Source organism: Frigoribacterium sp. 2-23 (assembly GCF_049601585.1).
Lineage (GTDB): Bacteria > Actinomycetota > Actinomycetes > Actinomycetales > Microbacteriaceae > Frigoribacterium.
Window position 1 is genome coordinate 2750112 of sequence record NZ_CP187126.1, and the last position, 26616, is coordinate 2776727.

The 26616-nt window shown below is 70.6% G+C and carries 26 protein-coding genes and 2 tRNA genes; 14 read left to right on the forward strand and 14 right to left on the reverse strand.

Translation table 11 applies throughout. The features are described from left to right. Window position 1 precedes the first annotated feature (1 nt). Window positions 2-1363, forward strand: coding sequence for an MFS transporter (locus ACPEEZ_RS13000; protein ID WP_423919800.1), 1362 nt, complete (start codon window positions 2-4; stop codon window positions 1361-1363). Between the two features lie 114 nt (window positions 1364-1477). Continuing rightward, window positions 1478-2338: a phosphatase PAP2 family protein gene (locus ACPEEZ_RS13005; RefSeq protein WP_423919803.1), complete on the forward strand. Its 861-nt coding sequence runs from the start codon at window positions 1478-1480 to the stop codon at window positions 2336-2338. 199 nt (window positions 2339-2537) lie between these two features. Here the strand turns inward: ACPEEZ_RS13005 and ACPEEZ_RS13010 are convergent, their stop codons facing one another. Beyond that, window positions 2538-3794 carry a VIT1/CCC1 transporter family protein gene (locus tag ACPEEZ_RS13010; protein ID WP_423919806.1) on the reverse strand — a complete coding sequence of 419 codons (1257 nt, stop codon included), beginning with the start codon at window positions 3792-3794 and terminating at the stop codon, window positions 2538-2540. Between the two features lie 44 nt (window positions 3795-3838). On the opposite strand from ACPEEZ_RS13010, the gene ACPEEZ_RS13015 reads away from it, so the two are divergent. From ACPEEZ_RS13015 to ACPEEZ_RS13025, 3 genes are all read left to right on the forward strand, one after another. Continuing rightward, window positions 3839-4738 (forward strand): DUF429 domain-containing protein, encoded by a 900-nt coding sequence (locus ACPEEZ_RS13015; protein ID WP_423919808.1) that lies wholly within the window; start codon window positions 3839-3841, stop codon window positions 4736-4738. Window positions 4739-4747: 9 nt separating this feature from the next. Beyond that, window positions 4748-5269 carry an N-acetyltransferase family protein gene (locus tag ACPEEZ_RS13020; RefSeq protein ID WP_423919811.1) on the forward strand — a complete coding sequence of 174 codons (522 nt, stop codon included), beginning with the start codon at window positions 4748-4750 and terminating at the stop codon, window positions 5267-5269. Window positions 5270-5333: 64 nt separating this feature from the next. Continuing rightward, window positions 5334-5717, forward strand: coding sequence for a hypothetical protein (locus ACPEEZ_RS13025; protein WP_423919813.1), 384 nt, complete (start codon window positions 5334-5336; stop codon window positions 5715-5717). A 222-nt stretch (window positions 5718-5939) separates the two neighbouring features. On the opposite strand, the gene ACPEEZ_RS13030 is transcribed toward ACPEEZ_RS13025, so the two are convergent. Together ACPEEZ_RS13030 and ACPEEZ_RS13035 are read right to left on the reverse strand one after the other, a co-directional pair. Continuing rightward, complete coding sequence (locus ACPEEZ_RS13030; RefSeq protein ID WP_423919816.1) at window positions 5940-6353, reverse strand: YchJ family protein; 414 nt, start codon at window positions 6351-6353, stop codon at window positions 5940-5942. A 55-nt stretch (window positions 6354-6408) separates the two neighbouring features. Further along, a complete protein-coding gene (locus ACPEEZ_RS13035; protein ID WP_423919819.1) occupies window positions 6409-6825 on the reverse strand; it encodes a VOC family protein in 417 nt (138 codons plus the stop codon). 197 nt (window positions 6826-7022) lie between these two features. Here ACPEEZ_RS13035 and ACPEEZ_RS13040 point away from each other — a divergent pair, with 197 nt between their 5' ends. Continuing rightward, window positions 7023-7886, forward strand: a complete 864-nt coding sequence (locus ACPEEZ_RS13040) for a metallophosphoesterase (protein ID WP_423919822.1) — start codon at window positions 7023-7025, stop codon at window positions 7884-7886. A 105-nt stretch (window positions 7887-7991) separates the two neighbouring features. Further along, complete coding sequence (locus ACPEEZ_RS13045; protein WP_423919824.1) at window positions 7992-9008, forward strand: NAD-dependent epimerase/dehydratase family protein; 1017 nt, start codon at window positions 7992-7994, stop codon at window positions 9006-9008. A 130-nt stretch (window positions 9009-9138) separates the two neighbouring features. Here the strand turns inward: ACPEEZ_RS13045 and ACPEEZ_RS13050 are convergent, their stop codons facing one another. The 4 genes from ACPEEZ_RS13050 to ACPEEZ_RS13065 all read right to left on the reverse strand — a co-directional run bounded on the left by ACPEEZ_RS13050 (window position 9139) and on the right by ACPEEZ_RS13065 (window position 13237). Then, window positions 9139-9804 (reverse strand): HAD-IA family hydrolase, encoded by a 666-nt coding sequence (locus ACPEEZ_RS13050; protein ID WP_423919827.1) that lies wholly within the window; start codon window positions 9802-9804, stop codon window positions 9139-9141. Between the two features lie 75 nt (window positions 9805-9879). Continuing rightward, a tRNA-Ser gene (locus tag ACPEEZ_RS13055) sits at window positions 9880-9969 on the reverse strand. Window positions 9970-10443: 474 nt separating this feature from the next. After that, a complete protein-coding gene (locus ACPEEZ_RS13060; RefSeq protein ID WP_423919829.1) occupies window positions 10444-11892 on the reverse strand; it encodes an LCP family protein in 1449 nt (482 codons plus the stop codon). A gap of 142 nt (window positions 11893-12034) precedes the next feature. After that, window positions 12035-13237, reverse strand: coding sequence for a mannosyltransferase family protein (locus ACPEEZ_RS13065; RefSeq protein ID WP_423919832.1), 1203 nt, complete (start codon window positions 13235-13237; stop codon window positions 12035-12037). A 38-nt stretch (window positions 13238-13275) separates the two neighbouring features. On the opposite strand from ACPEEZ_RS13065, the gene ACPEEZ_RS13070 reads away from it, so the two are divergent. Both ACPEEZ_RS13070 and ACPEEZ_RS13075 read left to right on the forward strand, forming a co-directional pair. Further along, complete coding sequence (locus ACPEEZ_RS13070) at window positions 13276-13473, forward strand: hypothetical protein (protein ID WP_423919835.1); 198 nt, start codon at window positions 13276-13278, stop codon at window positions 13471-13473. A gap of 42 nt (window positions 13474-13515) precedes the next feature. Next, window positions 13516-13794, forward strand: coding sequence for a DUF1653 domain-containing protein (locus ACPEEZ_RS13075; protein WP_423919838.1), 279 nt, complete (start codon window positions 13516-13518; stop codon window positions 13792-13794). Between the two features lie 154 nt (window positions 13795-13948). Here the strand turns inward: ACPEEZ_RS13075 and ACPEEZ_RS13080 are convergent, their stop codons facing one another. Both ACPEEZ_RS13080 and ACPEEZ_RS13085 read right to left on the reverse strand, forming a co-directional pair. Continuing rightward, window positions 13949-15055: a Gfo/Idh/MocA family protein gene (locus ACPEEZ_RS13080; protein ID WP_423919841.1), complete on the reverse strand. Its 1107-nt coding sequence runs from the start codon at window positions 15053-15055 to the stop codon at window positions 13949-13951. Continuing rightward, window positions 15052-15852: a sugar phosphate isomerase/epimerase family protein gene (locus tag ACPEEZ_RS13085; protein ID WP_423919844.1), complete on the reverse strand. Its 801-nt coding sequence runs from the start codon at window positions 15850-15852 to the stop codon at window positions 15052-15054. Before ACPEEZ_RS13085 ends, ACPEEZ_RS13080 begins: the two co-directional genes overlap by 4 nt. A gap of 317 nt (window positions 15853-16169) precedes the next feature. Between ACPEEZ_RS13085 and ACPEEZ_RS13090 the strand changes: the two genes are divergently transcribed. Together ACPEEZ_RS13090 and ACPEEZ_RS13095 are read left to right on the forward strand one after the other, a co-directional pair. After that, complete coding sequence (locus tag ACPEEZ_RS13090) at window positions 16170-17672, forward strand: MFS transporter (RefSeq protein ID WP_423919846.1); 1503 nt, start codon at window positions 16170-16172, stop codon at window positions 17670-17672. After that, on the forward strand, window positions 17665-18633 hold the full coding sequence (locus ACPEEZ_RS13095) for an alpha/beta hydrolase (RefSeq protein WP_423919849.1): 969 nt from the start codon (window positions 17665-17667) through the stop codon (window positions 18631-18633). The genes ACPEEZ_RS13090 and ACPEEZ_RS13095 overlap by 8 nt, the downstream gene beginning before the upstream one ends. Before the next feature lie 45 nt (window positions 18634-18678). Here the strand turns inward: ACPEEZ_RS13095 and ACPEEZ_RS13100 are convergent, their stop codons facing one another. Next, the gene (locus ACPEEZ_RS13100; protein ID WP_423919852.1) at window positions 18679-18873 is read right to left on the reverse strand and encodes a hypothetical protein; all 195 of its coding nucleotides are present in this window, start codon (window positions 18871-18873) and stop codon (window positions 18679-18681) included. Window positions 18874-19135: 262 nt separating this feature from the next. Here ACPEEZ_RS13100 and ACPEEZ_RS13105 point away from each other — a divergent pair, with 262 nt between their 5' ends. Then, on the forward strand, window positions 19136-21286 hold the full coding sequence (locus ACPEEZ_RS13105) for an MMPL family transporter (RefSeq protein ID WP_423919855.1): 2151 nt from the start codon (window positions 19136-19138) through the stop codon (window positions 21284-21286). Window positions 21287-21455: 169 nt separating this feature from the next. After that, complete coding sequence (locus ACPEEZ_RS13110) at window positions 21456-21971, forward strand: MarR family winged helix-turn-helix transcriptional regulator (protein ID WP_423919857.1); 516 nt, start codon at window positions 21456-21458, stop codon at window positions 21969-21971. A gap of 159 nt (window positions 21972-22130) precedes the next feature. Here ACPEEZ_RS13110 and ACPEEZ_RS13115 read toward each other — a convergent pair. The 3 genes from ACPEEZ_RS13115 to serS all read right to left on the reverse strand — a co-directional run bounded on the left by ACPEEZ_RS13115 (window position 22131) and on the right by serS (window position 24448). Further along, a tRNA-Ser gene (locus ACPEEZ_RS13115) sits at window positions 22131-22215 on the reverse strand. 98 nt (window positions 22216-22313) lie between these two features. After that, window positions 22314-23186 (reverse strand): HAD family hydrolase, encoded by an 873-nt coding sequence (locus ACPEEZ_RS13120; protein ID WP_423919859.1) that lies wholly within the window; start codon window positions 23184-23186, stop codon window positions 22314-22316. Continuing rightward, window positions 23183-24448 carry a serine--tRNA ligase gene (gene serS, locus ACPEEZ_RS13125; RefSeq protein ID WP_423919862.1) on the reverse strand — a complete coding sequence of 422 codons (1266 nt, stop codon included), beginning with the start codon at window positions 24446-24448 and terminating at the stop codon, window positions 23183-23185. The genes ACPEEZ_RS13120 and serS overlap by 4 nt, the downstream gene beginning before the upstream one ends. A gap of 118 nt (window positions 24449-24566) precedes the next feature. Here serS and ACPEEZ_RS13130 point away from each other — a divergent pair, with 118 nt between their 5' ends. Then, a complete protein-coding gene (locus ACPEEZ_RS13130) occupies window positions 24567-25604 on the forward strand; it encodes a diacylglycerol/lipid kinase family protein (protein WP_423919865.1) in 1038 nt (345 codons plus the stop codon). On the opposite strand, the gene pheA is transcribed toward ACPEEZ_RS13130, so the two are convergent. Continuing rightward, entirely contained in the window at window positions 25601-26560 is a 960-nt protein-coding gene (gene pheA, locus ACPEEZ_RS13135) for a prephenate dehydratase (RefSeq protein WP_423919868.1), read from the reverse strand. The two genes, ACPEEZ_RS13130 and pheA, sit on opposite strands and share 4 nt — an antisense overlap. Window positions 26561-26616: the final 56 nt, after the last annotated feature.

Here is a 26616-nt window from a genome sequence, read left to right on the forward strand (position 1 = left end):
GATGACCGACTCCACCCCTGCGTCCGCCGGCATCGACCCCGCAGGACGACCGGCCGAGGAGGCGCGGCCCCGTTCCCGCCCCGCCGCCTCCCGCGTGCTCTGGTCGCTGCTCGCCGCTCACGCCATCTCCCAGACCGGCAACGTGGTCACCACGTTCGCCGTGCCGTTCTACGTCCTCGCGACGGGCGGCTCGGGGCTGCAGATCGGGGTCGCGGCGTTCTTCGCGACGGCGCCCGTCATCATCGGCGGCCCCCTCGGCGGCGTGGTCGTCGACCGCATCGGCCACCGCCGGGCCGCGATCACGGCCGACGTGGTCAGCGGTGTCACGGTGCTGGCGATCCCCGTCCTGGCGCTCACGACCGGCCTGCCGTTCTGGGCACTGCTCGCACTCGTCTTCGTCGGCGGGCTGCTCGACACCCCGGGGCAGACCGCCCGTCGCGTCATGCTGCCCGGCTTCTCGACCGCCGCCGGGGTCACACTCGAGCGGAGCGTCGGCTTCCTCGACGGCTCCGAACGCTTCGCCCGACTGGTCGGCGCCCCGCTCGCCGGACTGCTCGTCGCGGCCGCGGGTCCGCTGAACGCCCTGTTCGTCGACGCCGCCTCGTTCGCCGTCTCGGCACTGATCACGCTGCTGCTCGTGCCGAGGCCGGCGGCGCGCAGCGTGGCGTCCGGCGCGACCGCCTCCGACCCGGCGACCGCCACCGACGCGCCCTCCCCCACCCGCGCCTCCTACTGGAGCGACCTCGCCGAGGGCTTCCGCTTCGTCTCCCGCGACCCGTTGATGCGGGCGATCGTGCTGCTCGTGCTCGTCACCAACCTGTTCGACGCGGCGCGGTCGTCGTCGCTGATGCCGCTCTACGCGGCCGATCGACTCGGCGGGGCCGCCGCCCTCGGCGCCCTCGTCGCGGTGATGGGCGGCGGTGCGCTGGTCGGTAGCATCCTGTTCGGCTTCGTCGCGCATCGCATGCCGCGTCGCCTCACCTTCTCGATCTGCTTCATGCTCGCCGGAGGCCCGTCCCTCGCCGCCTTCGCCGTCGGCCTGCCCCTGCCGTGGCTGATCGCCGCGACCGCCCTGTCGGGGCTGGCGGCCGGGGCGCTGAACCCGATCCTCGGCGCGGTCGAGCTCGAACGCGTGCCCGAGCACATGCGCGCCCGCGTCTTCGGCCTCATCAACGCCGGGGCCTGGGCCGGCATCCCGTTCGGCGCGCTCCTCGGCGGACTCGCGGCCGACACGATCGGCCTGACGATCTCGTTCGCGGTGCTCGCGATCGCGTACGTCGTCGTCACGGCCGTCCCGCTCCGAGGAGGCACGTGGCGGCTGATGGAGAAGGCGGCGATCTCGAGACGGGTCGCGTCCCGATGAGCTGACCCGCGCCTCCTTGTCGGCGGATTCGACGACAGGTGTCGGGCCTCGCTCACCGGGCTTGGTCAGGTCGGACAGAGCGGGCTTCCAGCCGACCTGTTGTTGGATGTCACGGTGAGTGCATCCGCGACCGTCTCGACCTCCCCGGCTGTCCGCCGTCGGGTCGCGGCCCGCTGGATCGCCCTGTCGAGCGTCTCGAGCGCGGCCGTCGTCGGCGTCTACGTCGCGGCCGTCCTCACCTCGACCGGCCAGGCCGTGGAAGACAGCATCCTCAGTTCCGTCGACGGCACGACGCTGTTGTCGTCGGGGGCCGCGCTGGACGCGATCTCGCCGCCCGCCGTCATCCTCGTCGTGGGCGTCACGATGCTGTTCGCGTTCATCCGTCGTCGTCCCGGGGCGGCCGTGCAGGCCGGCGTGCTGATCGTCGGCGCGACCGTCACCACGCAGCTCATCAAGGCCATCGCACCGCGGCCCGACCTGACGGGCGAGTTCTACCAGAACAGCTTCCCGAGCGGGCACACGACGATCGCCGTCGCCAGCCTGCTCGCGATCATGACCGCCTTCGGTCGTCGCAGCCGCCCGCTGCTCTACGTCATCGGCACCGCGTTCGCGGCCATCGTCGCCGAGCAGACCGTGGCGTTCGGCTGGCACCGCTGCAGCGACGTCGTCGGGGCGTGCGCCGTGTCGCTGCTCTGGCTCGGCATCGTCCGCACGTTCGCCGCACACCTGTCGCGAGACGCCCGCGGGGTCGACCTCGTGAAGGGCCGCGCACACGGGTTCGTGTCCGGGATCATCGGCCTCGCGCTCGTCGCGTGCCTCGCGTCGTCGGGGGCGGTCTGGGCGATCGCGATCGGCATGGACATGAGCGTCACGACGTCGACCGGCCAGGGTGTGCTGATGGGCGCCCGCCTCGCCGCCGCCGGGGTCGTCCTCGTCACCGCCTGGATCGCCTGGAAGCTCGACCGCAAGGCCTAGCTCGCCGCTCCCCTCTTTCTCCCTTTCCAAACGAAGTGTCGCGTCGGGTCGATGTTTCGCGCCAACACCCACCGTGAGCGACACCTCGTTCTGACTAGGGGCTCCCAGGCCCCGGCCCCTCAACGATGTGTCGCGTCGGGTCGATGTTTCGCGCCGACACCCACCGTTAGCGACACTTCGATGCGGACAGGGGTGCCGATCAGCCGCCGGCGGTGCCGAACAGCAGTCCGAGCAGGTACGTCACGGCGGCCGCTCCGTACCCGATGCCGAGCTGACGCAGTGCCCGCTTGAGGGGGCTCGCGCCCGACAGGAGTCCGACGATCGCTCCTGTCCCGAGCAGCGCGAGCCCGACGAGCACGGCCGCGACGACCACGGCGACGAGGCCCTGCAGCCCGAACAGATACGGCAGCACCGCGATGACGGCCCCTGACGCGAAGAAGCAGAAACTCGAGATCGCGGCGCCGAGGCCGGTGCCGATGGCCTCGTGCTCGTCCGGCTCGGGAGCCGAGGAGGCACGGGTCCCGTCGACGACATCGGCCCCGGCATCGAGGCCCTCGCGCGCCTCCTCGGCTGCACCGTCGAGGCCGGACACGCCTGCGGTTCCGGCCGAGCCGGCCGACGCGGCGAGCGGCGCCGCCCCGACGGGCGGCAGCGCGAACGGGGCCGTCACCGGCTTCAGCGCCCGGAGCACGTCGCGCGCGCGGTCCTCGGCCGCCTCCGCCGACATGCCGCGAGCGCGGTAGACCAGGGCGAGCTCGTTCGCGTCGACGTCGAGGTCGGGCAGCACGGCGCGCGCCTCGGGGTCGGGGCGCGAGGCGTCGAGCAGCTCGCGCTGCGACCGCACGGAGACGTATTCGCCGGCTCCCATCGAGAGGGCTCCGGCGAGCAGACCCGACAGGCCGGCGAGGAGCACGACCGAGTTCGCCGCCCCCGACGCGCTGATGCCGAGCACGAGGGCGAGGTTGCTGACGAGTCCGTCGTTGGCGCCGAACACCGCCGCACGGAACGTGCCCGACAGCCGGTTGCGCCCGCGCTCGGCGAGACCCCGGACGACCTCGCCGTGCACCCGCTCGTCGGCGGCCATCGCGTCGGTCGCGTCGGCATCCGTCGCGTACGGCGACCGCCCCTCGGCGCTCTGCACCAGTGCCAACACGAAGATCGAGCCGAACCGCCGGGCCAGGACGCCGAGCACCTGGGTGCGCAGATCGGTGCGGGCCGGGCGGCCGACCTGGTCGCCGAGCAGGTCGATCCAGTGCTGGGCGTGCCGCCCCTCGGCCTCGGCGAGCGCGAGCAGGATCTCGCGCTCCTCGCCCGTGCGGCGCCGGGCCAGGTCGCGGTACGTCGCCTCCTCGGCGCGCTCGTCGGCGAGGTAGCGGCGCCAGCGGCGGAGCTCGGCGGGCGCGGGCGTCCGACCAGGAGGCACGGTGCGCGCGGGCGGGGACGGGGGCGTCGACATGCGTCCAGTATCACCCGCGACCGCTCGCGCCTACGCTCGACTCGATGCCGACCGTCCCGCCTAAGTTGCCGACCGCCGCGGCCCCGCGCTACCTCGGCGTCGACCTCGCCTGGGGCGAGGGCACCCCCACCCGTCCCGCCAACGAGACTGGTCTCGTCGCGATCGACGCCGACGGCACCGTGCTCGATGCGGGTTGGGCGCGCGGCGTCGACGACGTGCTCGCCTGGATCGTGCGCCTCGCCACTCCGGGCAGCGTCGTCGCCGTGGACGCGCCGCTGCTCGTGCCCAACGCGACGGGCATGCGCCCGAGCGAGCGCGACGTCGCACGCGGCTACGGCCGGTGGCACGTCGCGGCGAACGCGACCAGCGCCTCCTTGGGGTGGCTCGCGGGCCGGACGCTCGCGGCCCGGCTCGACGAGCACGGCTTCGCCTACGACGACGGGCTGCACGCGCACCCGGCCGACGCGCGCACGTACTTCGAGTGCTACCCGTACACGACCATCGTCGGCATGGCCGAGCTCGGCTACGACGAGCGGCGGCCGCGCTACAAACGCCCCGACACGTCTCTCGAGAAGGAGGCGCGGCGCCCGGCCCGAGCCGCGGCCTGCGACGAGCTGATCCGCCGGGTGGGCACGCTGGAGCACGCCACTCCCCCGCTGCGTCCGGGCTCGCACGAGACCACGCGGATGCTGCTCGACGAGCCCTCGCCGCTCGTCGACCGCGCCTACAAGCACCGCGAGGACCTGCTCGACGCCCTGATCTGCGCCTGGACGGCCTCGATCGTGGCCCACACCCCTGAACGCGCGCAGGTACTCGGTCACGACACCGAACCCGACGAGCGCGGGAGGCGCGCGACGCTGATCGCGACGGCCCGCCCCGAGCAGAGGGTCGGCTCGGCACCCGCACCGCTGCCGCGCGCGCCGCGGACCCGCCCCGCGCGCTAGCGTGAGGGAATGGCCGCCGCACGTTCCCTGACCATCCGCCGCACCACCGAGGACGATTGGCGCCAGGTCCGCGACCTCCGCCTCGAGGCGCTCGAGGACACCCCGCACGCGTTCGGCGAGACCGTCGATGCGGCCCGCACGCTGACCGAGACCGAGTGGCGTGCCCGCGGAGCCCGCGGCGGCAACCCGCACGGCACCCTCGTCGCGGCGATCGACGACGAGACCGGCGACTGGGTCGGCACCATGGGCGGCTATCTCGAGACACCGACCACGCCCATGCTCGTCGGCGTCTACGTCACCCCGACGCACCGCGGATCGATGGCGGGCGTGACCGACGCCCTGCTCGACACGATCGAGGAGTGGGCGCGCACGGAGGGCGACTCCCTCACGCTGCACGTGCACGAGGCGAACCCCCGGGCCATCGCGTTCTACACGCGGCGCGGCTACGAGTCGACCGGCGTCCTCGTCCCCTACGTGCTCGACCCGACGGCGCAGGAGATCGAGATGCGCAAACCGCTCGCCGCGCTCTAGGGTGATCGTCGGGCAGGAGACGCATCGGCGTCGATCCGCCCGTCACGACCGATTCGGGGGAACCATGGCAGAGAACAGCTACGACTACTTCTTCTCGGGAGATCACGACAGCGCCCGTCGTCTGATCGACCAGACGCTGCAGAACCAGGGGTTCTCGCTCGAGATCCTGCCGAACGGCTCGACGAAGGCGACACGCGGCAGCCTCGCGAAGACGCTCCTGCTCGGCGGTCTCGCCGGCAAGGGGTTCCACATCACGATGTTCGTGCAGTACTTCGTCGACGAGCACGGCCGCCTCGTCGCGCGCCTGCACCGCGAGCTCGGCGGCAGCATGATCAAGGGCGGCGCGATCGGCGCGGCCAAGGGGCAGAACGCGTTCGCCGACGTCGCGAACGCCCTCAACCAGGCCGCGGCGGCCGGCGGTCACCTCGAGGGCACCGCCTCCGCCTGACCGGCACCCGCCCCGCCGGGCCGCCTGTCTCGCCGGGCCGCCCGTCCTGCCGGGCCGCCCCGCGCCTCCGCTGCTTCTCCGAATTTGCGACCGTTTCGCGCCGCGGTACGGCCGGAACGAGGTTTCCAGCGCTGCCGAGCGCGAGATGGTCGCAAATTCGAGACCGATCGGAGGAGCCGGGCCGGGCCGCCCCGGGCCGCCCGTCCCGCGCGACCGCGCGGCTCAGCCGATGGCGGCGACGTACTGCCAGCGACCGTCGACGCGCACGAACCGGCTGACCTCGTGCTGCACGCCGGCCTCGCCGCCCGAGCGGTAGTGAGCGGCGAACTCGACCACGCCGTCGCGGTCGAACGGCCCGCCGCGCTCGGTCCGCACGATGTCGAGCCGGAACCACCGCACGTCGTCGTCGAGCTCGAGCGTCGCCGGCCGCGTCGACGCGTGCCAGGTCGACAGCAGGTAGGAGGCGCGGCGCAGCACGAACGCCGAGTACCGCGAGCGCATCAACCGCTCCGCCGTCGGGGCGGGGTCGCCCGCGTGCAACGGTCCGCAGCACTCGTCGTAGGGCTGGCCGCTCAGGCACGGACAGCGCGCGCTGTCGACGAGGGACGTCTCGGGACGAGGGGTCGCGGCGGGCATCCGACCATCCTGCCCTAGCGGCCCGGCCGACCCGCCGTCGCGCGCGACCGCGTCGTCAGGAGGCGCCGCCCGCGATGTTCACCATCCACTGCACGCCGAAGCGGTCGACGCACATGCCGAAGCTGTCGCCCCAGGGAGCCTTCAGGAGCGGCACGGCGACGTGCCCGCCCTCGGCGAGCGCGTCGAAGTACCCGGTGAGCTCGACGGCGTCGTCGCCGCTGAGCGACAGCGAGATGCTGTCGCCGGGGTTCCGCTCGACGCTGTCCGGCGCATCGGCCCCCATCAGCACGAGTCCGCCCGGTGTCGTCAGTTGGGCGTGCATCACCCGGTCGGCCTCGTGTGGGCTCGTCTCCATGCCGAAGTCGCGGAACGTGCTGACCGTGAGCTCGCCCCCGAACGTCGACTGGTAGAACTCCATCGCCTCGCGGGCGGTGTCGCGGAACCCGAGATACGGGTTGAGCTGCGTCGACATGGGGCCTCCTCGTCGGGGATCGTGGGCACATCGTGCACCCTCGGCGTGGAGCCCGCAAGACCCGCGCAGGGCGCGTGCCCCACGAACCGCCCACTCGGCCGGCGCAACCGACGCAACCGGCGCAACCGGCGCAACCGGCGCAGCCTGCCCAGCCGCCGCCCGCGTCGCGAACTCAGGACACGGCTACGGTGGCACGCATGCAGCCCCTCTCCCCCGGAGCCCTCCGCATCGTCCACCTGAGCGACTCGCACCTGACGGGCGACGGCTCCCTGCACCAGCGCGTCGTCGACACGACGGCCGCCCTCGACCTCGTCCTGAGCACCGCGCACGCCGTGCCCGACGTCGGTCTGCTGGTCGGATCGGGCGATCTGTCGGACGACGGGAGCATCGCCTCGTACCGACTCCTGCAGAACCGACTCGCCGAGTGGGCCGACGAGAGGGGCGCGGCGATCGTCGTCGTCCCCGGCAACCACGACCAGCGCGCCGGGTTCGCCGAGGTCTTCGGCGGAGACCCCGCCGGCCCGCTCGACAGCGTCACGACGGTCGACGGCTGGCGCGTGATCGGCCTCGACACGTCCGTGCCCGGGCGCGGCTACGGGCTGCTCCGGCCCGCGCAGCTCGACGCCCTGCGCACGGAGCTCTCGACACCGGCCGACCGCGGCACCGTCGTCGTGCTGCACCACCCGCCCCTCGACGCGCCCACGACCCTGCACCAGGCGCTGCGCCTGCAGAACCCGCACGACCTCGACGAGCTCTTCGAGGGCAGCGACGTCCGCGTCGTCCTCGCCGGGCATTACCACCACTTCTTCGCCGGCTCGCTCGGCGACGTCCCCGTCGTCGTCGCACCCGGCATCGCGAACGACACCGATGTCACCGCCCCACACGGCACCGAACGCGCGCTGCGCGGCTCCGGCTTCGCCGTCGTCGACATCAGCGCCGGAGGCACGGTGACGGTCACCACGCAGCGCGCGTCCGCGCCCGGTGACGGCCTCGAAGTGTTCGTACTCGACGCCGCCACGGTCGACGCGATCGCCGCCGCGGCAGGTCCGTCGGCCGATTGAGTCCCACCCCGGAGCCACCCGCCGTTCGTCCAGCCCGTGAGCGTAGGCTCGGCGAAGGCGCGGCAGTCACCCACCGCGCACTCACCTGACTCAGAAGGAGCCCTCATGCGCGTGGTCGTCGTCGGAGCCACGGGCAACCTGGGCACGGCCGTGTTGACCCGCCTGCAGGCCGAATCGACGGTGACCGAGATCGTCGGTATCGCTCGTCGCGCTCCTCGTCTGGCGTCGCCCCCGTACGGCGACGTCGAGTGGTTCACCATCGACATCGGCGAGGACGGCGCGTCCGACGCGCTGACGGCGGCGTTCGAGGGCGCCGACGCCGTGATCCACCTGGCCTGGGCGATGCAGCCGAACCACAAGAAGGCCGTCCTCGAGCGCACGAACGTCACGGGCACCCGCAACGTGTTGCGCTCCGTCGTGGCGGCCGGCGTGCCCCAGGTCGTCGTCGCCTCGTCGGTCGGCGCCTACAGCCGCGGCCCCAAGCGGCGGCTCGTCGACGAGACATGGCGCACGAAAGGTGTCCGCCGCTCGCACTACGCCCAGCACAAGTCGGCCAACGAGAAGATGCTCAACTCGTTCGCCCGGGCCTACCCCGACACGATCGTCACCCGCATGCGCCCCGGCCTCGTCCTGCAGCGCCACGCGGCGGCAGAGATCATCGGGCTCTTCGCCGGCCGTCGCATCCCGACCCGGTGGATGCGTCACGTCCGCCCACCGTTCCTCCCCCTGTCGCCGCGCTTCGTGTCGCAGGTCGTGCACGCCGACGACGTCGCCGACGCGTTCTGGCGCGCGATCGATCGCCGCGCCTCCGGGGCCTTCAACCTCGCGGCCGAGCCCGTCGTCGACTCGAGCGACGTGGCCCACGCGTTCGGCTCGCACCTCGTGCCCGTGCCGTATCGCGTGCTGCGCGTGATCGTGTGGGCGACCTGGATGCTGCGGCTGCAGAAGACCGACCCCGGCTGGCTCGACATCGCGGCCAAGGTGCCCGTCATGTCGACGGAACGGGCGCGCGAGGTGCTCGGCTGGGCTCCGGAACACACGGCGCACGAGACGCTCGCCGAGTTCGCGCATGGCGTCGCGAACCGCAGCAACGTCGAGGCGTCGCACCCGCTGCGCGGCTGACGCTGCGCGCGCCGCCTCCCCCGCACTGCCCTGCCCCACATACCCCGCACTGCCCTGCCCCGCACCCCGTTCTGATCAACACACCTCGTTCGAGCGAGGTGCATTCATCAGAACGAGGTTCTCGGCGGGCTCAGCCGAACGTCAGCGCGATGCGTCCGTCGTCGGCCGCGGCAACGCGCACGTCGGTGTAGTCGGCGATGCGGGCGAGCCCGTCGGCGGCCGGCCCGGCGTGGTCGCCCACGACGACGACGGTCGCCCCGGAGGCGCGGCCCGCCTCGAGCCCCGCCCCGGCGTCCTCGAAGACGATGCAGTCGCCGGGCTCGACCCCGAGCAGCTCGGCAGCGCGCAGGTAGCCCTCGGGCGACGGCTTGCCGGTCGCGACGTCGTCCGCCGCGACGAGCACCTCGGGCACGGGCAGGCCGGCGCCGCGGATGCGAGCCAGCGCCAGCGCGTGCGGAGCCGACGTGACGATCGCGACCCGCGCCTCCGGAAGGGCCTCGACGGCGGCGAGCAGAGCGGCCGCGCCGGGGATCTCGACGATGTCGTCCGAGCCCTCGTGCTCTCCGCCGACGAGTCCGTCGACCTCGCGGCGCTGGGTCGCGGCGTCCGCATCGGGCAGGAACCTCTCGACCGTGTCGAGTGTCTGCCGACCGTGCGAGAACGCGAGCAGCTCGGTGAGGTCGACGCCGTGCCGCTCCGCGAAACCGGCCCAGACGCGTTCGACGGTCGCCGTCGAGTCGACGAGGGTGCCGTCCATGTCGAAGAGCAGGGCACGGGCGGTCAGCGTGACGGTCATGAGGACAGTCTGCCGGAACAAAAAAGGAGGCCACCCCGCAACACCTCTGGCGAGAGAGGATCACGACGTGGCCAGCGGAGACGGTGGGATTTGAACCCACGGTTCCCTATAAGGGAACTCCACCTTAGCAGGGTGGTGCACTAGGCCGAACTATGCGACGTCTCCTTGCGGCCTGCAGAGCGGGCACGCGACGACAAGCATAGCGGCTGATCCGGCCAAAGCCGAACCGGGCCTCCCTCACCCGATGATCACCCGTAGACCCCCCATATGGGGGCCATACTTTCTCTTGTCCCCACAATGAGGGACACATAGAGTACCCCTGTCGCCGTAGACGGCGGACATGTCATCATCTCGTTCCACAGGCAACCCGACGCCGAATCGATGACAGGCCCGACAGCGTCGACGCCACCCCACGGACCGTGCCCATCCCCTGAGAACACCGCCGCCCCCGATTGGCGACGTCGTTCGGGCACACCCCGGCCGACAGCGTTGCCGGCGGTTCGACCCCCTGCGGTTCCACCCCTGATCCTGGTGCCGCAGGGCCTCATGCGAGCGCGTTCGGGCCGCCGTATGAGAAAAGGCCGTCCCGGCGAGCTGGTTACTCGCCGGGACGTCCCCCTCGCCAGCCCGACGGCCGCCTCACTTCTTGCCGAAGCCCACCGAGCAGGTCTGGTCGGCCGCGGTCTGGCCACTGAGCCCCGAGATGACCTCGGTCTGACCGGTCGCCCCCGTACCCGTATCGGTCGGCGCGCCCGAGGCCGGGTCGGCCGGTGTCCCGGATGCGGGCGGGGCCGACGTGGGCGGTGTGGTCGCGGGCGGGACGGTCGCTTCGGCACCCGACCCTGCGGCCGGCGGCTCGGTCGCGGGCGCCGTGTTCTCCGAGCCGAGGCCCGTGCTGTTCGCGTCGAGGGCGAACGGCTTGTCGTTGGCGATCGCGTCGAACAGCTTCTTGGCCGTATAGGTGTCGGGCTGGACCTTGCCCTCGTAGACACCGGAGCCCCCGGTGGAGCCCGGGTACTGCACGAAGTTCACGTTCTCGAGCGGCAGGTCGCGCAGGGCGAGTCCGATCTGGACCATGGTGTCGATCTTGGTCAGCCCGTCCGAGAGCTGCATGTTGCTCGCGGCGGCACGCGCCAGCGAGTACAGCTTGGTCGGGTTGCCGAGCGTGTCGGCGCTCTTGACGGTGCGCAGCAGCGACGACAGGTAGACCTGCTGGCTGCTGATGCGACCGAGGTCGGAGCCGTCGCCGACGCCGTGGCGGGTGCGGAGGAAGGCGAGGGCGTCGGCGCCCTGCAGGACGGATTCGCCGGCCGGGATGTCGAGGCCGGTGTAGCGGTCCTTGATCGGGGTCGCCGCGCACACGGGCACTCCGCCGACCGCGTTCGACATCTCGATGACGCCGTTGAACGAGATCATCCCGGCGAAGGGGATGTCCAGCCCGGTCAGCTTCGTCACGGTCGACACGACGCAGCTCAGGCCACCGTACGAGAAGGCCTCGTTGATGGGGCGGGCGGACATGGCCGAGTAGTAGCCGTTGCCGTCGGCCTTCGCGCAGGCGGGGATGGGCACGACCATGTCACGCGGGATGCTCACGGCCGTCGCGTTGGTGTGGTCGGCGGACACGTGCAGCAGGATGTTGACGTCGTTGAGCGTCGCGTCCCGCTTGCCGAACGCTCCCTGGTCTTGGGCCGCGTCGTTGTCGGTGCCCACGACGAGGATGTTGAAGCCGCCCTCGTACTCGCCGATCGACGGCGGCGCCGGCTTGGACGTCTCGCCCTCGGCCGCGTTAAGCACGACACCGTCGCCGATGTCGGTCGTCACCTGGTACGCGGCGATCGCGCCGACCGAGGCGCCGCTGACCAGCACGACGGCGAGCGCGGCCGCGACCACCTTGAGCACGGTGGTCACCGGGCGGGTGCGGTGCAGTCGGCCGTGCCGGGCGACACCGGTCGTCGCGGCGTCGGCGACCCTGATGCCGGTGCCCGCACCGCCGGCGCCGCTCGCGGCACGCGTCGGCAGACCCCACGATCTGCGGGGTCGGGCGGAACGGCGGGCGCGCTCGGGTCGGTCGCGGCGGAGGTCGCTCACGCGGTGTCCTCTCGGTCATCGGCGCGGCCCCGGTGATCACCCGCAGGCAGATTCCAGCGGACAGACGGGCGCGCACGGTGTACGGCGGAACTCGATTCTATGCAGACAGGTCGTGCGAAATCGACGAGAGCGCTCACCCCCGTCAGGGGTAGCCGACGAACCAGAGAAGCACGACCGCCACCGGTTGGAGCGCCGCGCCACCCACGAGCAACGACGTCCGGAGGCGCGGTGAGCGTGCGATCGCGGGCGTCCCGAGCACGGGGGCGAGCGGCATGAGCAGCCGGGGCAGGCTCTGCTGCGGCAGGAAGACGGCCACCAGATAGAGCACGTACGAGCCCGCGAACGCGACGACGTCGACCCCCAGCGACCGGGTGCTCGGTCGCGTGAGGAACCACACGACCAGCGCGAGCACGGCCAGGACGAGCACGACACCGGCCCAGCCGAGGAAGGTCGTCGCCATCACGAACCACGGGGTCAGCGGCGTGAAGCTCTGCGCACCGACGAAGCCGGTCCACCACGAGAGCTCGGTGTCGAGATAGGCGTCGTGGAGGCCCGTCACGGCGTCGGCGATCACCGGCCAGGCGAGACCGGCGGCCGCGATGACGAGGCCGGCGACGACGAGCTCCACCCTCTGCCGCAGCGGGAAGCCGGGGCGCGCGCCTTCGCGCACGAGTCGCACGACGCCGTGGACGGCCAGCGCCAGAGCGACGGCCAGCACCCCGGGCCGCGTGAAGGCGGCGACGACGCCGAACGGGATCATCACGAGATACTGCCGGCGTACCTGCGCGAGCAGACAGGCGAAGAGCAGGAAGAGCATCAGGCTCTCGGCGTACACCACCTGCAGCACGAACGACACGGGGCCGAAGCAGAACAGCGCGACCGCCCAGGTGGCCGCGCTGCGGGACCCGGCCGTCTCGGTGACGAGACGGTGCAGGACGACCGCCGCCGCGCCTCCGGCGATCGTGGCGACGACGACGCCGACCGTGTAGAAGCCCTGCCCCGCCGGGTCGACGCCGAGTACCTGCATCAGGCCCCGGACGATCGCCGGGAACACGGGCAGGAACGCCCACGGGTTCGGCTTGACGGCCCCGTCCGCGTCCGTCGGCAGCTCGGTCGGGTAGCCGTCGCGGGCGATGGTCCGATAGAAGGAGGCGTCCCACGACCCCGAGAACGTGAAGAAGCTGGGTTCGCGGCGCGGGCTCGCGAAGTCCCAGTCGTTCGCGCTCGCGACGGCGAACAGACCGCCGAGCCACGCGCTCGACACGAGACGGGACACCGCGTAGAGGACGACGACCACGAGCCAAGGAGGCGCGGTGCGGCACCAGAGGAGAACGCGCCCGGCCATCGGCCCAGACTACGGGCCATGCGGCGTACGGTGACGCCATGACCACGAAGCCGAACACCGGTGGCGCGAGCGCCGACGACATGACCGCCGACGAGAAGCGTCACGACCAGCTCACCCGCGCGCCGAAGTCCGACGAGAGTGACGCGGCTCCACGCATCACCACCGAGGATCGCGGCGACCACGTCACCCGCATCGACGTCGCCGACACCGCCAAGGTCCGCCCCGGCAAGGCCTGACCGCACGGCCTGACTGCACGCCCGCCCGTCTACACTCGGCCCGTGCCTGACGACGACACCACGCTGCCCACCGACCACCCACGACCGGGCGTCTACGAGCACTTCAAGGGCTCGCGCTACCTGGTGATCGCGACGGCTCGACACAGCGAGACCGAGGAGGCGCTGGTCGTCTACCGCACGCTGTACGGCGACTACTCGACCTGGGTACGCCCCCTCTCGATGTTCGTCGAGCACGTGGAGCGCGACGGCTATTCGGGCCCCCGCTTCAGGCCGGTCGTGCTCGACGGCGAGACCGTTCGGGAGCCGGGCGCTCGCGACTGACCCGACCCGCGCCTCCACGGCGGGCCGGCAGCGGGAGCCGTCACGGGCAGCGCTCGCGAGCACGGGTCGCGAGAGGCGACCCCTGAGACGTCGGTGGGCCGCAGCGATCGCTCGCTGCGGCCCACCGATTCACCGGTTCACCGTTCGGGCTCGTCTACAGCGTGGCGGCCGACGGGTCCCAGTCGTCGGCGAGCGGCACGGGCCGGTCCACCGTCGAGGCGACGTCGACGGGCGAGCCCGTCTCGGCCGCCTCGGACACCGCGAGCAGCACGTCGAGCACGTGCGAGGCGACGGCGCCGCTGGCCCGCTCGGTGTCTCCACCGCGCAGGGCACGCGCGAGGTCGAGCACGCCCGAACCACGTCCGTACGTCGAACCGGCAGCCGCGATGGTCGTCGGCTCGTCGGACCCGAAGCGCCACAGCTGCGAGTCGCCCTCGAACGTGTTCGGATCGGGCAGGACGAGGGTGCCCTCGGTGCCGCTGATCTCGACGAAGCCCATGCGGGGCAGCGCGTTCTGGAACGAGAACGTCGACTGGGCCGACTGCCCGCCCTCGAACGAGATGAGCGCGGCGTGGTGCGTCGGCACCTCGACGGGGAACTCGGTGCCCGCCCGCGGGCCGCTGCCGATCGAGCGGACGTCGCGCGACGTCGACGACACGGCGCTGACGTGACTGGCGGCACCGAACGCGTGCACGAGGGTCGTGACGTAGTACGGACCCATGTCGAAGAGCGGGCCCGCTCCTCGCGCGAAGAGGAACTCCGGGTCCGGGTGCCAGGCGTCGGGGCCGGGTACGTGGAACATGGTGGTCGCCGTGAGCGGCTCACCGATGTCGCCGCGGGCGATCGCGCGCATGGCCGTCTGGATGCCGGCGCCCAGCACGGTGTCGGGCGCACAGGCGACCCGGACACCCGCGGCATCGGCCGCCGCCAGCAGATCGGAGCCGGACTCGTGGTCGAGGGCCAGCGGCTTCTCGCTCCAGACGCTCTTGCCCGCGGCGATGATCTGGCGGCCCACCTCGGCGTGCACGGCCGGGATCGTCAGGTTGACGACGATCTCGATCTCGTCCATGGCGAGCAGCTCGTCGACGGTGCCCCAACCGGGGACGCCGTACTCCTCCGCGCGGGCCTGGGCCCGCTCGGGGATCAGATCGGCGACGAACAGCACCGCGAGGTCGGGGAAGGCGGTCATGTTCTCGAGGTAGGTGCCACTGATGACACCCGCCCCGATCACGCCGACGCCGACCGGACCGGTCGACGTCACTTGTCGTTCTCCGCCAGCCAGGCGAACGACTCGGCGACGCCGTCGAAGACGTCCTTCGCGTAGTCGTCGAACTCGACGACACGAAGGGCGTGCGGCGCGGCGGCGAGGATCGCGGCGACGTCGACGTCGCCCTGACCGGCCGGCGTCTGGTTCTTGAAGGCGGCGGCGAGTGCGTCGGGCACCTCGAGGGCGCTCTCGTTGCTGGGCAGCGCCGTGGCGATGTCGCCGGCGACCTTGCCGTCCTTGATGTGCAGGAACTGCACCTTGTCGCCGAGCGAGCGCAGCAGGGCCGGGGTGTCGGCACCGCCGACGGTGGCCCAGAACGTGTCGAGCTCGAGGACGACCTCGGGAGCGAGGTTCTCGACGAACAGTTCGTAGATCGAGCGGCCGTCGACCTTGTTCGTGAACTCCCACTGGTGGTTGTGGTAGCCGAACGTGAGGCCGTGACCGGCCGCGAGGGCGGTGAGCTCGTTGACGCGGTCGGCGATCTTCTTCGCGTCGTCGGCGGTCTGCCACCGGTCGCTCGGGATGAACGGGTCGATGACCGTGCCGATGCCGAGCTGGACCGCGGCGTCGAAGGCCTTGGCCGGCTCGTCGGAGTCGATGACGGGTGCGTGGCCCGACGGGGCCGTGACGCCCGAGGCGGCGAAGGCCTTCTCGAACTCGTCGGCGCGCTCGACGAACGAATAGGGCTCGACCTTCGTGAAGCCGATCTCGGCGATGCGGGCGACGGCCCCCTGCAGATCGGCCGAGATCGCATCGCGGACCGTGTAGAGCTGGACGGAGGGTGAGGACATGCTTTCTCCTTGTTCTCATGGGAGCGCCCGAGCGCGTCGACGCGCCGAGCACCGGGGTCGTGTCCGCCGGAGTCGAGCCCGGCGGAAGTCGGTGTGCACCAAGTCTGGCCCACTCGACGGGCCGTTGTCGGCGAAAACGACGAACTCATCGAAACGATTCGGGTGTGGAGGAGTCGAGTGACGGGAACGGCTTGCGCCCGAACGTGGACCGTGTATTCTGCTGAGCATCTGAGGTAAAAACGCCCGCCCTCCTGTGGCCGGCGAATACACGCGGCATTGAACGAGTCGCCACTTCTTCCCCGTGAAGGAGTGCACCCGTGTCGCCCGAACAGACCACCTCTCAGGCCGCCGCCCCGCCGGTGGCCCCCGCTGCTCCCCGTCGCCTCGCCGACGCGTGGCTCGCCCTCGCCGGCCTGTCGGCCGTGTTCCTCTTCGAGATGCTCGACAACTCGATCCTGAACGTCGCCCTGCCGACGATCGGTCGCGAGCTGCACTCGTCGACGGTCGGTCTGCAGTGGGTGAACGGCGCCTACTCGCTCGCCTTCGGCGGCCTCATGCTGCTGTTCGGGTCGATCGCCGACCGCGTCGGACGTCGACGCGTCATGCTCGTCGGTCTCGTGCTGCTCGGACTCGCGAGCCTCTCGACGGCGCTCGTGTCGTCGACCGAGCAGCTCATCGCGGTCCGCGTCGCGATGGGTATCGCTGCGGCGATGACGACGCCGGGGTCGATGGCCCTGGCGTTCCGGTTGTTCGACACCGAAGACCTGCGGGTCCGGGCCCTCACGGTCATCTCGACCGCCGGTCTCGTCGGTCTCGCCATCGGGCCGACGCTCGGGGGCTTCGTGCTCGCGGTCGCGCCGTGGCAGGCACTGCTGCTCGCGAACGTCCCGATCGCGGTGCTGGCGTTCGTCGGCATCCGCGGCGGGATCGCCCGCGACGAGGCCGCCGGCCTGCGGGGCGAGCCGGTCGACGTCGCCGGTGCCGTGCTCGGCACCGCGACCGTGGCGGGGGCGCTGCTGACGCCGACCGTCCTCGTCGAGGCGGGTCGCGCCTCCTGGATGCCATGGGTCGTCGTCGCGGCGACGGTCGCGGCCGGAGCCGCGTTCGTCGTGCGACAGCGCACGGCACGGCATCCCCTGCTCGACCTGCACCTGCTCGCGCGCCCCCTCGTCAGCAGCGGGCTCGCCTACAAGGCCGCGGCGGGGCTCGCCGTCGCCGGGCTGTCGTATCTCGTGACCCTGCAACTGCAGTTCGCCTGGGGCTGGTCGCCCGTCGAGGCGGCCCTCGGCACGCTGCCGCAGGTCGTGGTTCTGCTCGCCGGCGGCCGATTCGTCGGGCCGTTCGTCGCTCGCGTGGGGCTCGGCCGCGCCGCCTGGACGAGTGCCGCAGCCGTCGTCGCCGGGCTGGTCGTGTTCGGGCTCCTCGGCCGGTTCGGTTACGGCTGGGTGGCCGCTGCCCTCGTGCTCGTCGCGGCGGGACTTCGGGTCGTCGGGGTCGTCGCCGGCACGAACGTGCTTCAGGGCCTGCCTGCCGATCGGACGTCGATCGGAGCCGCCCTCGTCGATACGGCGAGCGAACTGGCCAGCGGCATCGGGATCGCCGTGACCGGCACGATCGTCGCCGCGCTCGTCACGGGCAGCATCACCGCGTCGTCCTGGACACCCGACCGACTCGCGTCGCTGCAGGGCTCGCTCGGGTGGGCCGGCCTCACGCTCGCCCTGATCGCGGCTGCCCTCGTCACCCTTGGCCTGTGGCGTGCCCGCGGCCGTGCCTCCACCCCTCTCACCTCACCCGCTCACCAGGAGTCCTCCCTTGTCTGACACCCTCCCCCGCCCTCCGTTCGACCCCGAGTTCGCGCCGATGCTCGATGCCCTCGCCGCTCGCGGCGGGTTCACCGTGACCACCGAGACGCTGCCGCGGATGCGCGCGCTCGACGTCACCGAGGCCGAGCTCGACGAGCGGCTGCGCACGCGTGGCCTCGAACGTCGCACCGTCCTGGTGCCCGGTCATGACGGCGATCCGATCGCGCTCGCGATCATCCAGCGCATCGGGCGTAGCGGCCCGGCAGCCTGCTTCTACACGATCCACGGCGGCGGCATGATGTTCGGCCACTACCTCGGCAACCTCGACTCGTACGACGACTGGCTGCTGCGTCACGACGTCGTGCTGATCAGCGTCGATTACCGCCTCGCCCCGGAGCACCCCGACCCGTACCCCGTCGAGGACTGCTACGCCGGTCTCGTCTGGACGGCGGACCACGCCGACGAGCTCGGCATCGACCCCGAGCGCATCGTGCTCGTCGGCCAGAGCGCCGGGGGCGGTCTCGCGGCCGGCACCGCCCTGCTCGCGCGTGACCGGCGCGGGCCGGCGGTGTGGGCGCAGATCCTCGTCAGTCCGATGCTCGACGATCGCGACGACACGGTGTCGACGCGACAGTTCGACGGGGTCGGGGTGGCCGACCGGTCGCTGACCCGCTTCGGCTGGAGCTCGTACCTCGGCGACCGGCGCGGGGGTGACGCCGTGTCGATCTACGCCGCACCCGGGCGGGCCGTCGACCTGGCCGGCCTGCCGCAGACCTACGTCGACTGCGGCAGTACGGAGGTGTTCCGGGACGAGACCGTCGCGTTCGCGAGCACGCTCTGGGCATCGGGAGTGCCCGCGGAGCTGCACGTCTGGCCCGGGGCGTTCCACGGGTTCACGACGATGGCCCCCGACGCGACGCTCTCACGGCGGGCCGTGGCCGCCCTCGGGGACTGGACGGCGCGCCTCCTTCTGTCCTGATCCGCGCCTCCTCGGCTCGGCGCGGGGCGACGCACCACGTTCTGATCAACGCACCTCGCTCCGTCGCGGTGCGTTGATCAGAACGAGGTGCGACGGCCGAGGACGGGTGCGGCCGCCCGCGAAGGTCACGTCGAGCGGGCCCACGCCGATGGCACTCGCCGTGAGCTCATCGCCGACGTCGACGCCGATGGCCGTCCCCGCGGTGTTCGCCCCGAGAGGCTCATCACGGTGCCGAACCACGCGCCGTTTCGCTACTCAGTCTGCCGATCCGCCAGCCGGGGACTTGCGTGAACGCGTAAGACATCAGATTGATAAGGAAGCCCTTGTGTTCGAAGGCATGCGTGACAGCAGTCCGGCCAGGGCTGGTTTCCACCCACGACCAACTTCCCGCTTCGCTTGAGCCGAGGGCATGCATGCGATAGCGCACCCCGGAGTGATCTCTTCGAAATTTACGTGCTGTAACATGCATGTTGTATCACGTAACTCTTGAAAGGGGCAGCCGATGCCACATCTGACAAGGCGGATCGTCCGTCATCCGCGATTGGTGCTCGCCGTCTGGCTTGTCGTGCTGGCTGGGGGCGCGCTTCTGGCCACGCAGCTCGACGCGGCCTTGTCTGGAGGAGGGTTCACTAATCCTCGGGCCGAAGCGCTCGTCACCCAGGCGGTCGTCCAAAAGGCCTTCGGTGACGCCCCGAACCAATTGATCGTGGTCCTCGACGGCGACACACCGCTGACCGAGTCCGACTACGGGTCCGCGACGCACATCCTGCGAGAAGCTGGCGCCACGACGATCACAACCCCCAGGGACAACGTGGCTCTCGTCTCCACAAGCGGTCGCACCGCCGTCCTCACGGCAGGATTCGACGGCGACGGCACCCGCATCCAAAGCCTCGTACCCGACTTACAGAGCAAGCTCTCCACCGGTGGTCCGGCGAAGAACGTCTACGTCACCGGCCAGCCCGCTCTGGACTTCCAGCTCAACGCACACTCCAAGAAAGACGCCACTCGGGCCGAGCTCATCGTCTTCCCGGTGCTGATCATCGTTCTGCTCTTTGTCTTCAGGACCGTTGTGGCGACCTTGTTGCCGCTTCTTGTGGCGGGTTCGGCCCTCGGAATCGCCAGCGGAATCGGATTCCTGGCCACACAAGTGACCGACATCTCGAACCTCTACGCCAATATCGTCTCGATGATCGGCCTCGCCGTCGCCGTCGACTACTCGCTCTTCATCATCAACCGGTTCCGAGAAGAACTCGACCGTGGCAAAGCCCCGGCCGACGCCGTGGTGACCACCATGCAGACTGCCGGAAAGTCCGTGCTCTACAGCGGCATCGCCGTCGTCCTCGCTCTCGCCGCGTTGTTCATCCCACGCGTCATGGCCTTCACCAGCATCGCCCTCGGTGGAATCGTGGTCACCATCGTCGCCCTCGCTGTCACCCTCCTGGTCTTGCCCGCAGGACTCGTCCTTCTCGGCGATCGCGTCAATCGCCTCCGCATCCCTCTCCCAGCCCGCCGGGACGGACTGAGGACTCCACAACGCCGCCTGCGTCACCCCGGCCTTGTCGGATCTGCCGGCATCATCGTCATGCTCGCTGTCAGCACGCCGATCCTGGGGATCTCCCTCCAGTCTCCGGTCGCCAGCGCCACAGTCCTGCCAGCCGACGACCCCGCGCGCATCGGCCTCGAGGTGATCGAAAACCACATTGACCAGGAGGGCCTTTTCCCCATCGACGTCGTCGTCACCAGCCCCGTTCATTTGACAGGCGCCCAAGCTCTGGCGGTGGCGAATAAGGCCACTCAGTTTGTCTTGAAAGAGCCCTCTGTGAAGTCGGTCGACTCCGTCATGACTCTGGGAATCCCGACCGAGCAGTTGGCCGACACCCTGGACGCTGCGATGACCCCGAAGCCTTTGTCGCAGCTGTTCCAGCGATCTCACGACGCCACCGTCATGCGGCTGCTGGTCACGAGCACGCACGGTCCCGATTCGGTGCAGGCACATGACCTCGTCCGTGCTATTCGCGCCGGCCTTCCGACCGCCCTGGGGACATCGAACGCTACCGTCACCGTCACCGGGGCCACCGCTCAGGGGCTCGATTTCGACGACACGCTTATCGCCAGTCTCCCCCTCATCGCCGGCGTCGTCCTCGTACTGACGTTCCTCATGCTCTCGTTCGCCTTCCGATCGGCGATCCTGCCCGCGCTGGCGCTGTTGTTCAACGTCCTCGTCGTCGTTGCCAGCCTCGGGCTGCTCACCGCGGTGCAACACGCCATCTCGACGGAGCCGCTGAATTCGGTGACACCGCCCCTGTTGTTCGCCGTCATGTTCGGACTCAGCATGGATTACATGGTCATCATGATCTCCCGCATGCGCGAGGCACACCAGGGCGGCCTCGCTTACGACGACGCGGTCATGGAGGGTGCGCGACAAACCCGACGGATGATTAACAGCGCCGCCATCATCATGATCGTCGTCTTCTGCTCCTTCATGACCGGGCAGATCAGCATCGTCCGCGAAATCGGCATCGGCCTCGCCATCGCCGTCGCTCTCGACGCCGTGGTCATCCGCATGATCGTCATGCCGAACATCCTTCGAGCCATCGGCCCGCGAGCATTCGGCGCCAAACAACACTCCGAAGAGAGACCGTCGGCGACGTGATCCTTCCTCGCCCGGAAACTGCTGAGGTATAGCGCGCAACGTCCGCACAGTGCGCCTCGACACCGGAAACCCCGCGGCGCTTCCCCGTCGCGGGGTTTCTGCCTGCAGCACGTTCGCCTGAGAATATAGGGACCGAAGCGCTTCCGGCACTTGTCGAACTGGAACCCACATGCCCCCCACCACCCCAACGGAACCGGCCCTCCCCACGACCGGACTCGCCCCGTCGGAGCTGCGGTACCTCGTCCTCGCCTCCCAGCGCGAAGGCAACCGCGCACTGAATCGACAACTGAGCAGTTACGGTCTCACCGCTAGCCAGTTCGAGATTCTTCTCGTCCTCGACGAATACGGCCCCCTCACCCTGAAGGAACTCGGCGAACTCATCGTTTGTGAAACTTCGAGCCCGAGCCGAATCATCGACACACTCGTCCGCCGCGAACTTGTTGCGCGAGGAACGGACAGTCAAGACCGACGAGCTCTCTCTCTCGATTTGGCACCTCAGGGGCAAAGCCTCATCCCGGAGCTTCGCCTCATCGACGAGCGCATCGATGGCATGGCCCGCGAGACACTGAACGACGACGACGTTCGAGGCCTCGTGGCTGCCCTCCGCGCCTACCTCGCGGGAACCGAGAGCGGCGGCGTACTGGACCGACGTTTCCGGCAACGAAGAAGAAGCCTGGAGGAGTAGCGACTCCTCTCGGCGGTTCGAAGATGCTCGACACGAACTGAACGGCCCGGGTCCCATTGGCTAAAGGCGTCCGGGGCACGTACCGTCCGCGGGCGCTCCAGCTTGCCGAACTGGGTCGAGGCCAACACCGGCGACGAGGAGGCGCGGGTCACCCGAGAGCGGAGGGCGTGGGATTCGAACCCACGAGACATCTCTGCCCACTTGTTTTCAAGACAAGCTCCATCGGCCGCTCGGACAGCCCTCCCGGTGCGACGCTCGACGCGCGCGCGTGCGCAACCGCCCCGAGTCTAGCCGAGCCGCCCCGTGCCTCCGGAAGCCCGTCGAAGACGACCGCCCGAGCGCTTAAAGCGTCGCGAGCGCCGTCGCGAGCCCGTCGTCCAGGTCACTGGCGGTGCGCTCGTTCGCGACCGCGAGGACGTCGTCGGGCGCCTGGCCCATGGCGACGCCGCGCCCCTCGACGGACGCCCAGCGCAGCATGTCGATGTCGTTGCGCCCGTCACCCGCGGCGAACACACGCGAGCGCGGCAGGTCGAGCCAGCCCCGCACCCGCTCGAGGGCCGTGGCCTTCGTGACGCCGTCGGGCGCGATGTCGAGCCAGGCCGTCCAGCCGACGTTGTAGTTCACCTTCGACAGGCCCATGCGCTCGACGATGTCGAGGAACTCCTCGATGTCGTGATCGGGCGAGATGACGACCACACGGGTCGCCGCCTCGGCGCACAGCTCGTCGAACGAGACCTGCTGCCCGTTGACGGCCGCCGCCGCGGCCGGGAAGGCACCGTTGTAGCGCAGGATGCCGTTGCGGTCCTCCACGGCGAAACCGCCGTCGGCGAGATGCTCGGACACCTGGCTGAGGACGGGTCGCGGGTCGAACTCCTCGACGTGCGCCAGCGAGTAACCGGTCGGAGCGGTCTCGTCTCGCTTGAGGGTCATCGCCCCGTTCGCGCACACGACGTAGTCGGAGACGAGCTCGAGCCGCTCCATCACCGGCAGGGTCATCGACACCGAGCGCCCCGTCGCGATCATCACCCGATGACCCGCGGCGGCGAGCCGCCGCACCTCATCGCAGACGGCATCGCTGATGACACCGCTCTCTTGCATGATCGTGCCGTCGATGTCGAGCGCGACGAGCCACGGCTCGCTCACGCGAGACCCGTCGCCGTCACCGACCTGCACCGAGGAGGCGCGGTGCACGTCGCCCTGCGGGTCACCGGTCACGACACGGGCTCCATGACCTCGAGCCCTCCGAGGTAAGGCCGCAGCGCGGCCGGCACCACGACCGAGCCGTCGGCCTGCTGGTGCGTCTCGAGGATCGCGACGAGCCAGCGCGTCGTCGCGATGGTGCCGTTCAGCGTGGCGACCGGGGCGGTCTTGCCCGACTCGGTGCGGTAGCGGGTGTCGAGGCGACGCGCCTGGAAGGTGGTGCAGTTCGACGTGCTGCTGAGCTCTCGGTAGGTGCCCTGCGTCGGCACCCAGGCCTCGATGTCGAACTTGCGTGCCGCACTCGAGCCGAGGTCGCCGGCGGCCACGTCGATCACGCGGTAGTTCAGCTCGAGCGACTGCATCATCGTCTCTTGCAGGGCGACCAGGTTGAGGTGCTCCTGCTCGGCCTGGTCGGGGTGCACGTAGCTGAACATCTCGAGCTTGTTGAACTGGTGCACCCGGAGGATGCCGCGGTTGTCCTTGCCCGCCGCGCCGGCCTCGCGGCGGTAGCAGGTCGACCAGCCGGCGTAGCGGATCGGGCCGTCGGTCACGTCGAGGATCTCGTCGGCGTGGTACCCGGCCAGCGCGACCTCGCTGGTGCCCGTGAGGTAGAGGTCGTCGGCGGGCAGGTAGTAGATCTCATCGGCGTGCGCCCCGAGGAACCCGGTGCCCGCCATCACCTCGGGTCGCACCAGCGTCGGCGTGATCAGCGGCGTGAAATCGTTGCGAAGCGTGAGGTCGAGCGCCATGTTCATCAGCCCGAGCTCGAGTCGGGCACCGATGCCGCGCAAGAAGTAGAAGCGCGAGCCCGAGACCTTCGTGCCGCGCTTGATGTCGATCGCGCCCAGCTTCTCGCCGAGGTCGGCGTGGTCGAGCGGCTCGAAATCGAAGGAGGGGCGGGTCCCGACCTCGCGCAGCGTCGCGAAATTCTCCTCCCCGCCCGACGGCACGCCCTCGATGATCACGTTGCCGAGAGCGCGGATCGCCGTGTCGAAGGCCGCATCGGCCTCGGTCGACGCGGCCTGCGCCTCCTTCACTCGACCGGCCAGCTGCTGCGCCTGGGCGACGAGCTCTTTCTTCTCGTCTTTCGGCGCCTTGGCGACGGTCTTGCCGAACGCGTTCTGCTCGGCGCGCAGGTTCTCGAAAGCGGCGATCGCCGAGCGACGGGTCGTGTCGGCCGCGAGGGCGTCGTCGACGGCCGTCTCGGACTCGCCGCGCGCACGCTGACTCTGTTTGATGAGGTCGGGGGCGTCGCGCAGCATCTGGGGATCGATCACCCGACCATCCTAAGGAAGTCGGGCGTCGCGGCTCACCCCCTCGCGCCCTCCTGTGGAAGTCATCCACAGGGCGGCTGCCGAGCGAGCCGCCGACGGAGTCGTCCAATACGGTTGAGTCATGACGCTCTCCTCTTCTTCCGCTGCCGAGAGCGCCTCGACGCCCGAACCTCCGAAGGACCACCCCGCGACGATGCGCCAGACGGCAGCCGTCGTCTACAACCCGATCAAGGTCGACATCGCGGCCGTCCGGGCCGCCGTGAAGAAGGCCGAGAAGAACGCGGGCTGGAACACGACGCTCTGGTTCGAGACGAGCGTCGAAGACCCGGGCGGCGGCGTCACCGCTCGCGCCGTGGCCGAAGGAGCCGACGTGGTCATCGCGGCCGGAGGCGACGGCACGGTCCGCGCCGTGGCCGAGGCCCTGCGCGGCACCGAAGCGGCGATCGCCCTGCTACCGTCCGGCACGGGCAACCTGCTGGCCCGCAATCTGAACCTCTCGCTCGACAACCTGACCGACTCGGTCGCCACGGCGTTCGCCGGCCGCGACCGTCCCATCGACCTGGGCCTCGTCGACGTCGAGCGCGAGGACGGCGAGCGCGAGCGCTTCGTCTTCGTCGTCATGGCCGGCATCGGTCTCGACGCGAAGATGCTCGCGAACACCAACCCGAAGCTCAAGAAACGCGTGGGGTGGCTCGCGTACGTGGACGCCATCGCCCGCAGCCTCCGCGACGACAACTCCATGAACATCCGGTACGACCTCGACGGCCAGGGCCGCAAGACGATGAAGGCGCACACCGTCCTCGTCGGCAACTGCGGGCTGCTGCCCGGCAACATCATGCTGCTGCCCGACGCCGCGGTCGACGACGGCATCTTCGACATCGTCGCGCTGCGGCCCGACGGCCTGATCGGCTGGGTCCAGATCTGGATCAAGATCGTGTGGGAGAACGGGGTGCTGCGCCGCAGCTCGGTCGGTCGCAAGATCATGGCCTACTCGAAAGAGGTCCGGACCGTGCGCTACTCGAAGGGCAAGCAGATCGTCGTCCGCCTCGACGAGCCGCAGGACTTCGAGATGGACGGCGACTCGGTCGGCAAGGCGATCGCGATCAAGACGTGGGTCGACCCCCTCGCGCTGACCGTCCGCGTGCCCGCGAACAGCTAGGTCGGCTCGCCCCCGGTGACGAGCGCGCGAAGCCAGTCGCGGGCGTCGACGAACGCATCGTCGTCGTAGCGCGACGACACCGTCGGTTTGAGCCCGTCAGCTCGGGGGTAGCTGCCCAGGAAGGTCACGCGGGGGCTGAATCGCTTGAGCCCCAACAAGGCGTCGGCGACCCGCTCGTCGAGCACGTGCCCGTCGACGTCGATCACGAACCGGTACCGGCCGAGCGCGTCGCCGATCGGCCGCGACTGGATGAGGCTCAGGTTGATGCCGCGCGTCGCGAACTGCTCGAGCATGTCGACGAGCGCGCCGGACTCGTCGTCGGGCAGCTCGACGACGATGCTCGTCTTGTCGGCGCCGGTGGCCGCGGGCACCGGAACGGTGCGGCTGACGAGCACGAAACGCGTGACCGCGTTGGCGTTGTCGCCGATGTCGCGGGCGAGCACGTCGAGGTCGTAGTGATCGGTGATCCCCGGAGGCGCGATGGCGGCGTCCGCGAGCGTCCCGGATGCCGCGTCCCCCAGCAGCGAGGCCGCCGCCGAGACGTTCGACGTCGAGGGGATGTGCCCGTGGCCGGGCAGGTTCTTCTCGAGCCAGAGATGGGTCTGGCCGTACGCGACCGGGTGGCCGTTCACGACCGAGACGTCCGCGAGCGTCGTGCCGCGGCGCGCGACGAGCACGAAGTTCACCCGCACGAGATACTCGCCGATGATCCGGAGGCCCGGGACCGTGGCGAGGGCGTCCTGCGTCGCGCTGACGCCTCCTTCGATGCTGTTCTCGATGGCGATCATCGCGGCCACGCTGCGGCCGCTGACCACGTCGGCCAGCGCCTCCCCCACGTTGTTGACGCTGCGCCAGGGCTGGCCCGCGGCCTCGGGGACCTGCTTCAGGGCCGCTTCGGTGAACGTGCCGGCCGGGCCGAGGTAGCTGTACGTCGACGAAGTGGCGGTCTCAGGCATGTGGACGAGCCTAGGGCTTGTGGATACCGGGACGGGTGACGGTCGCCAGTGCCAGG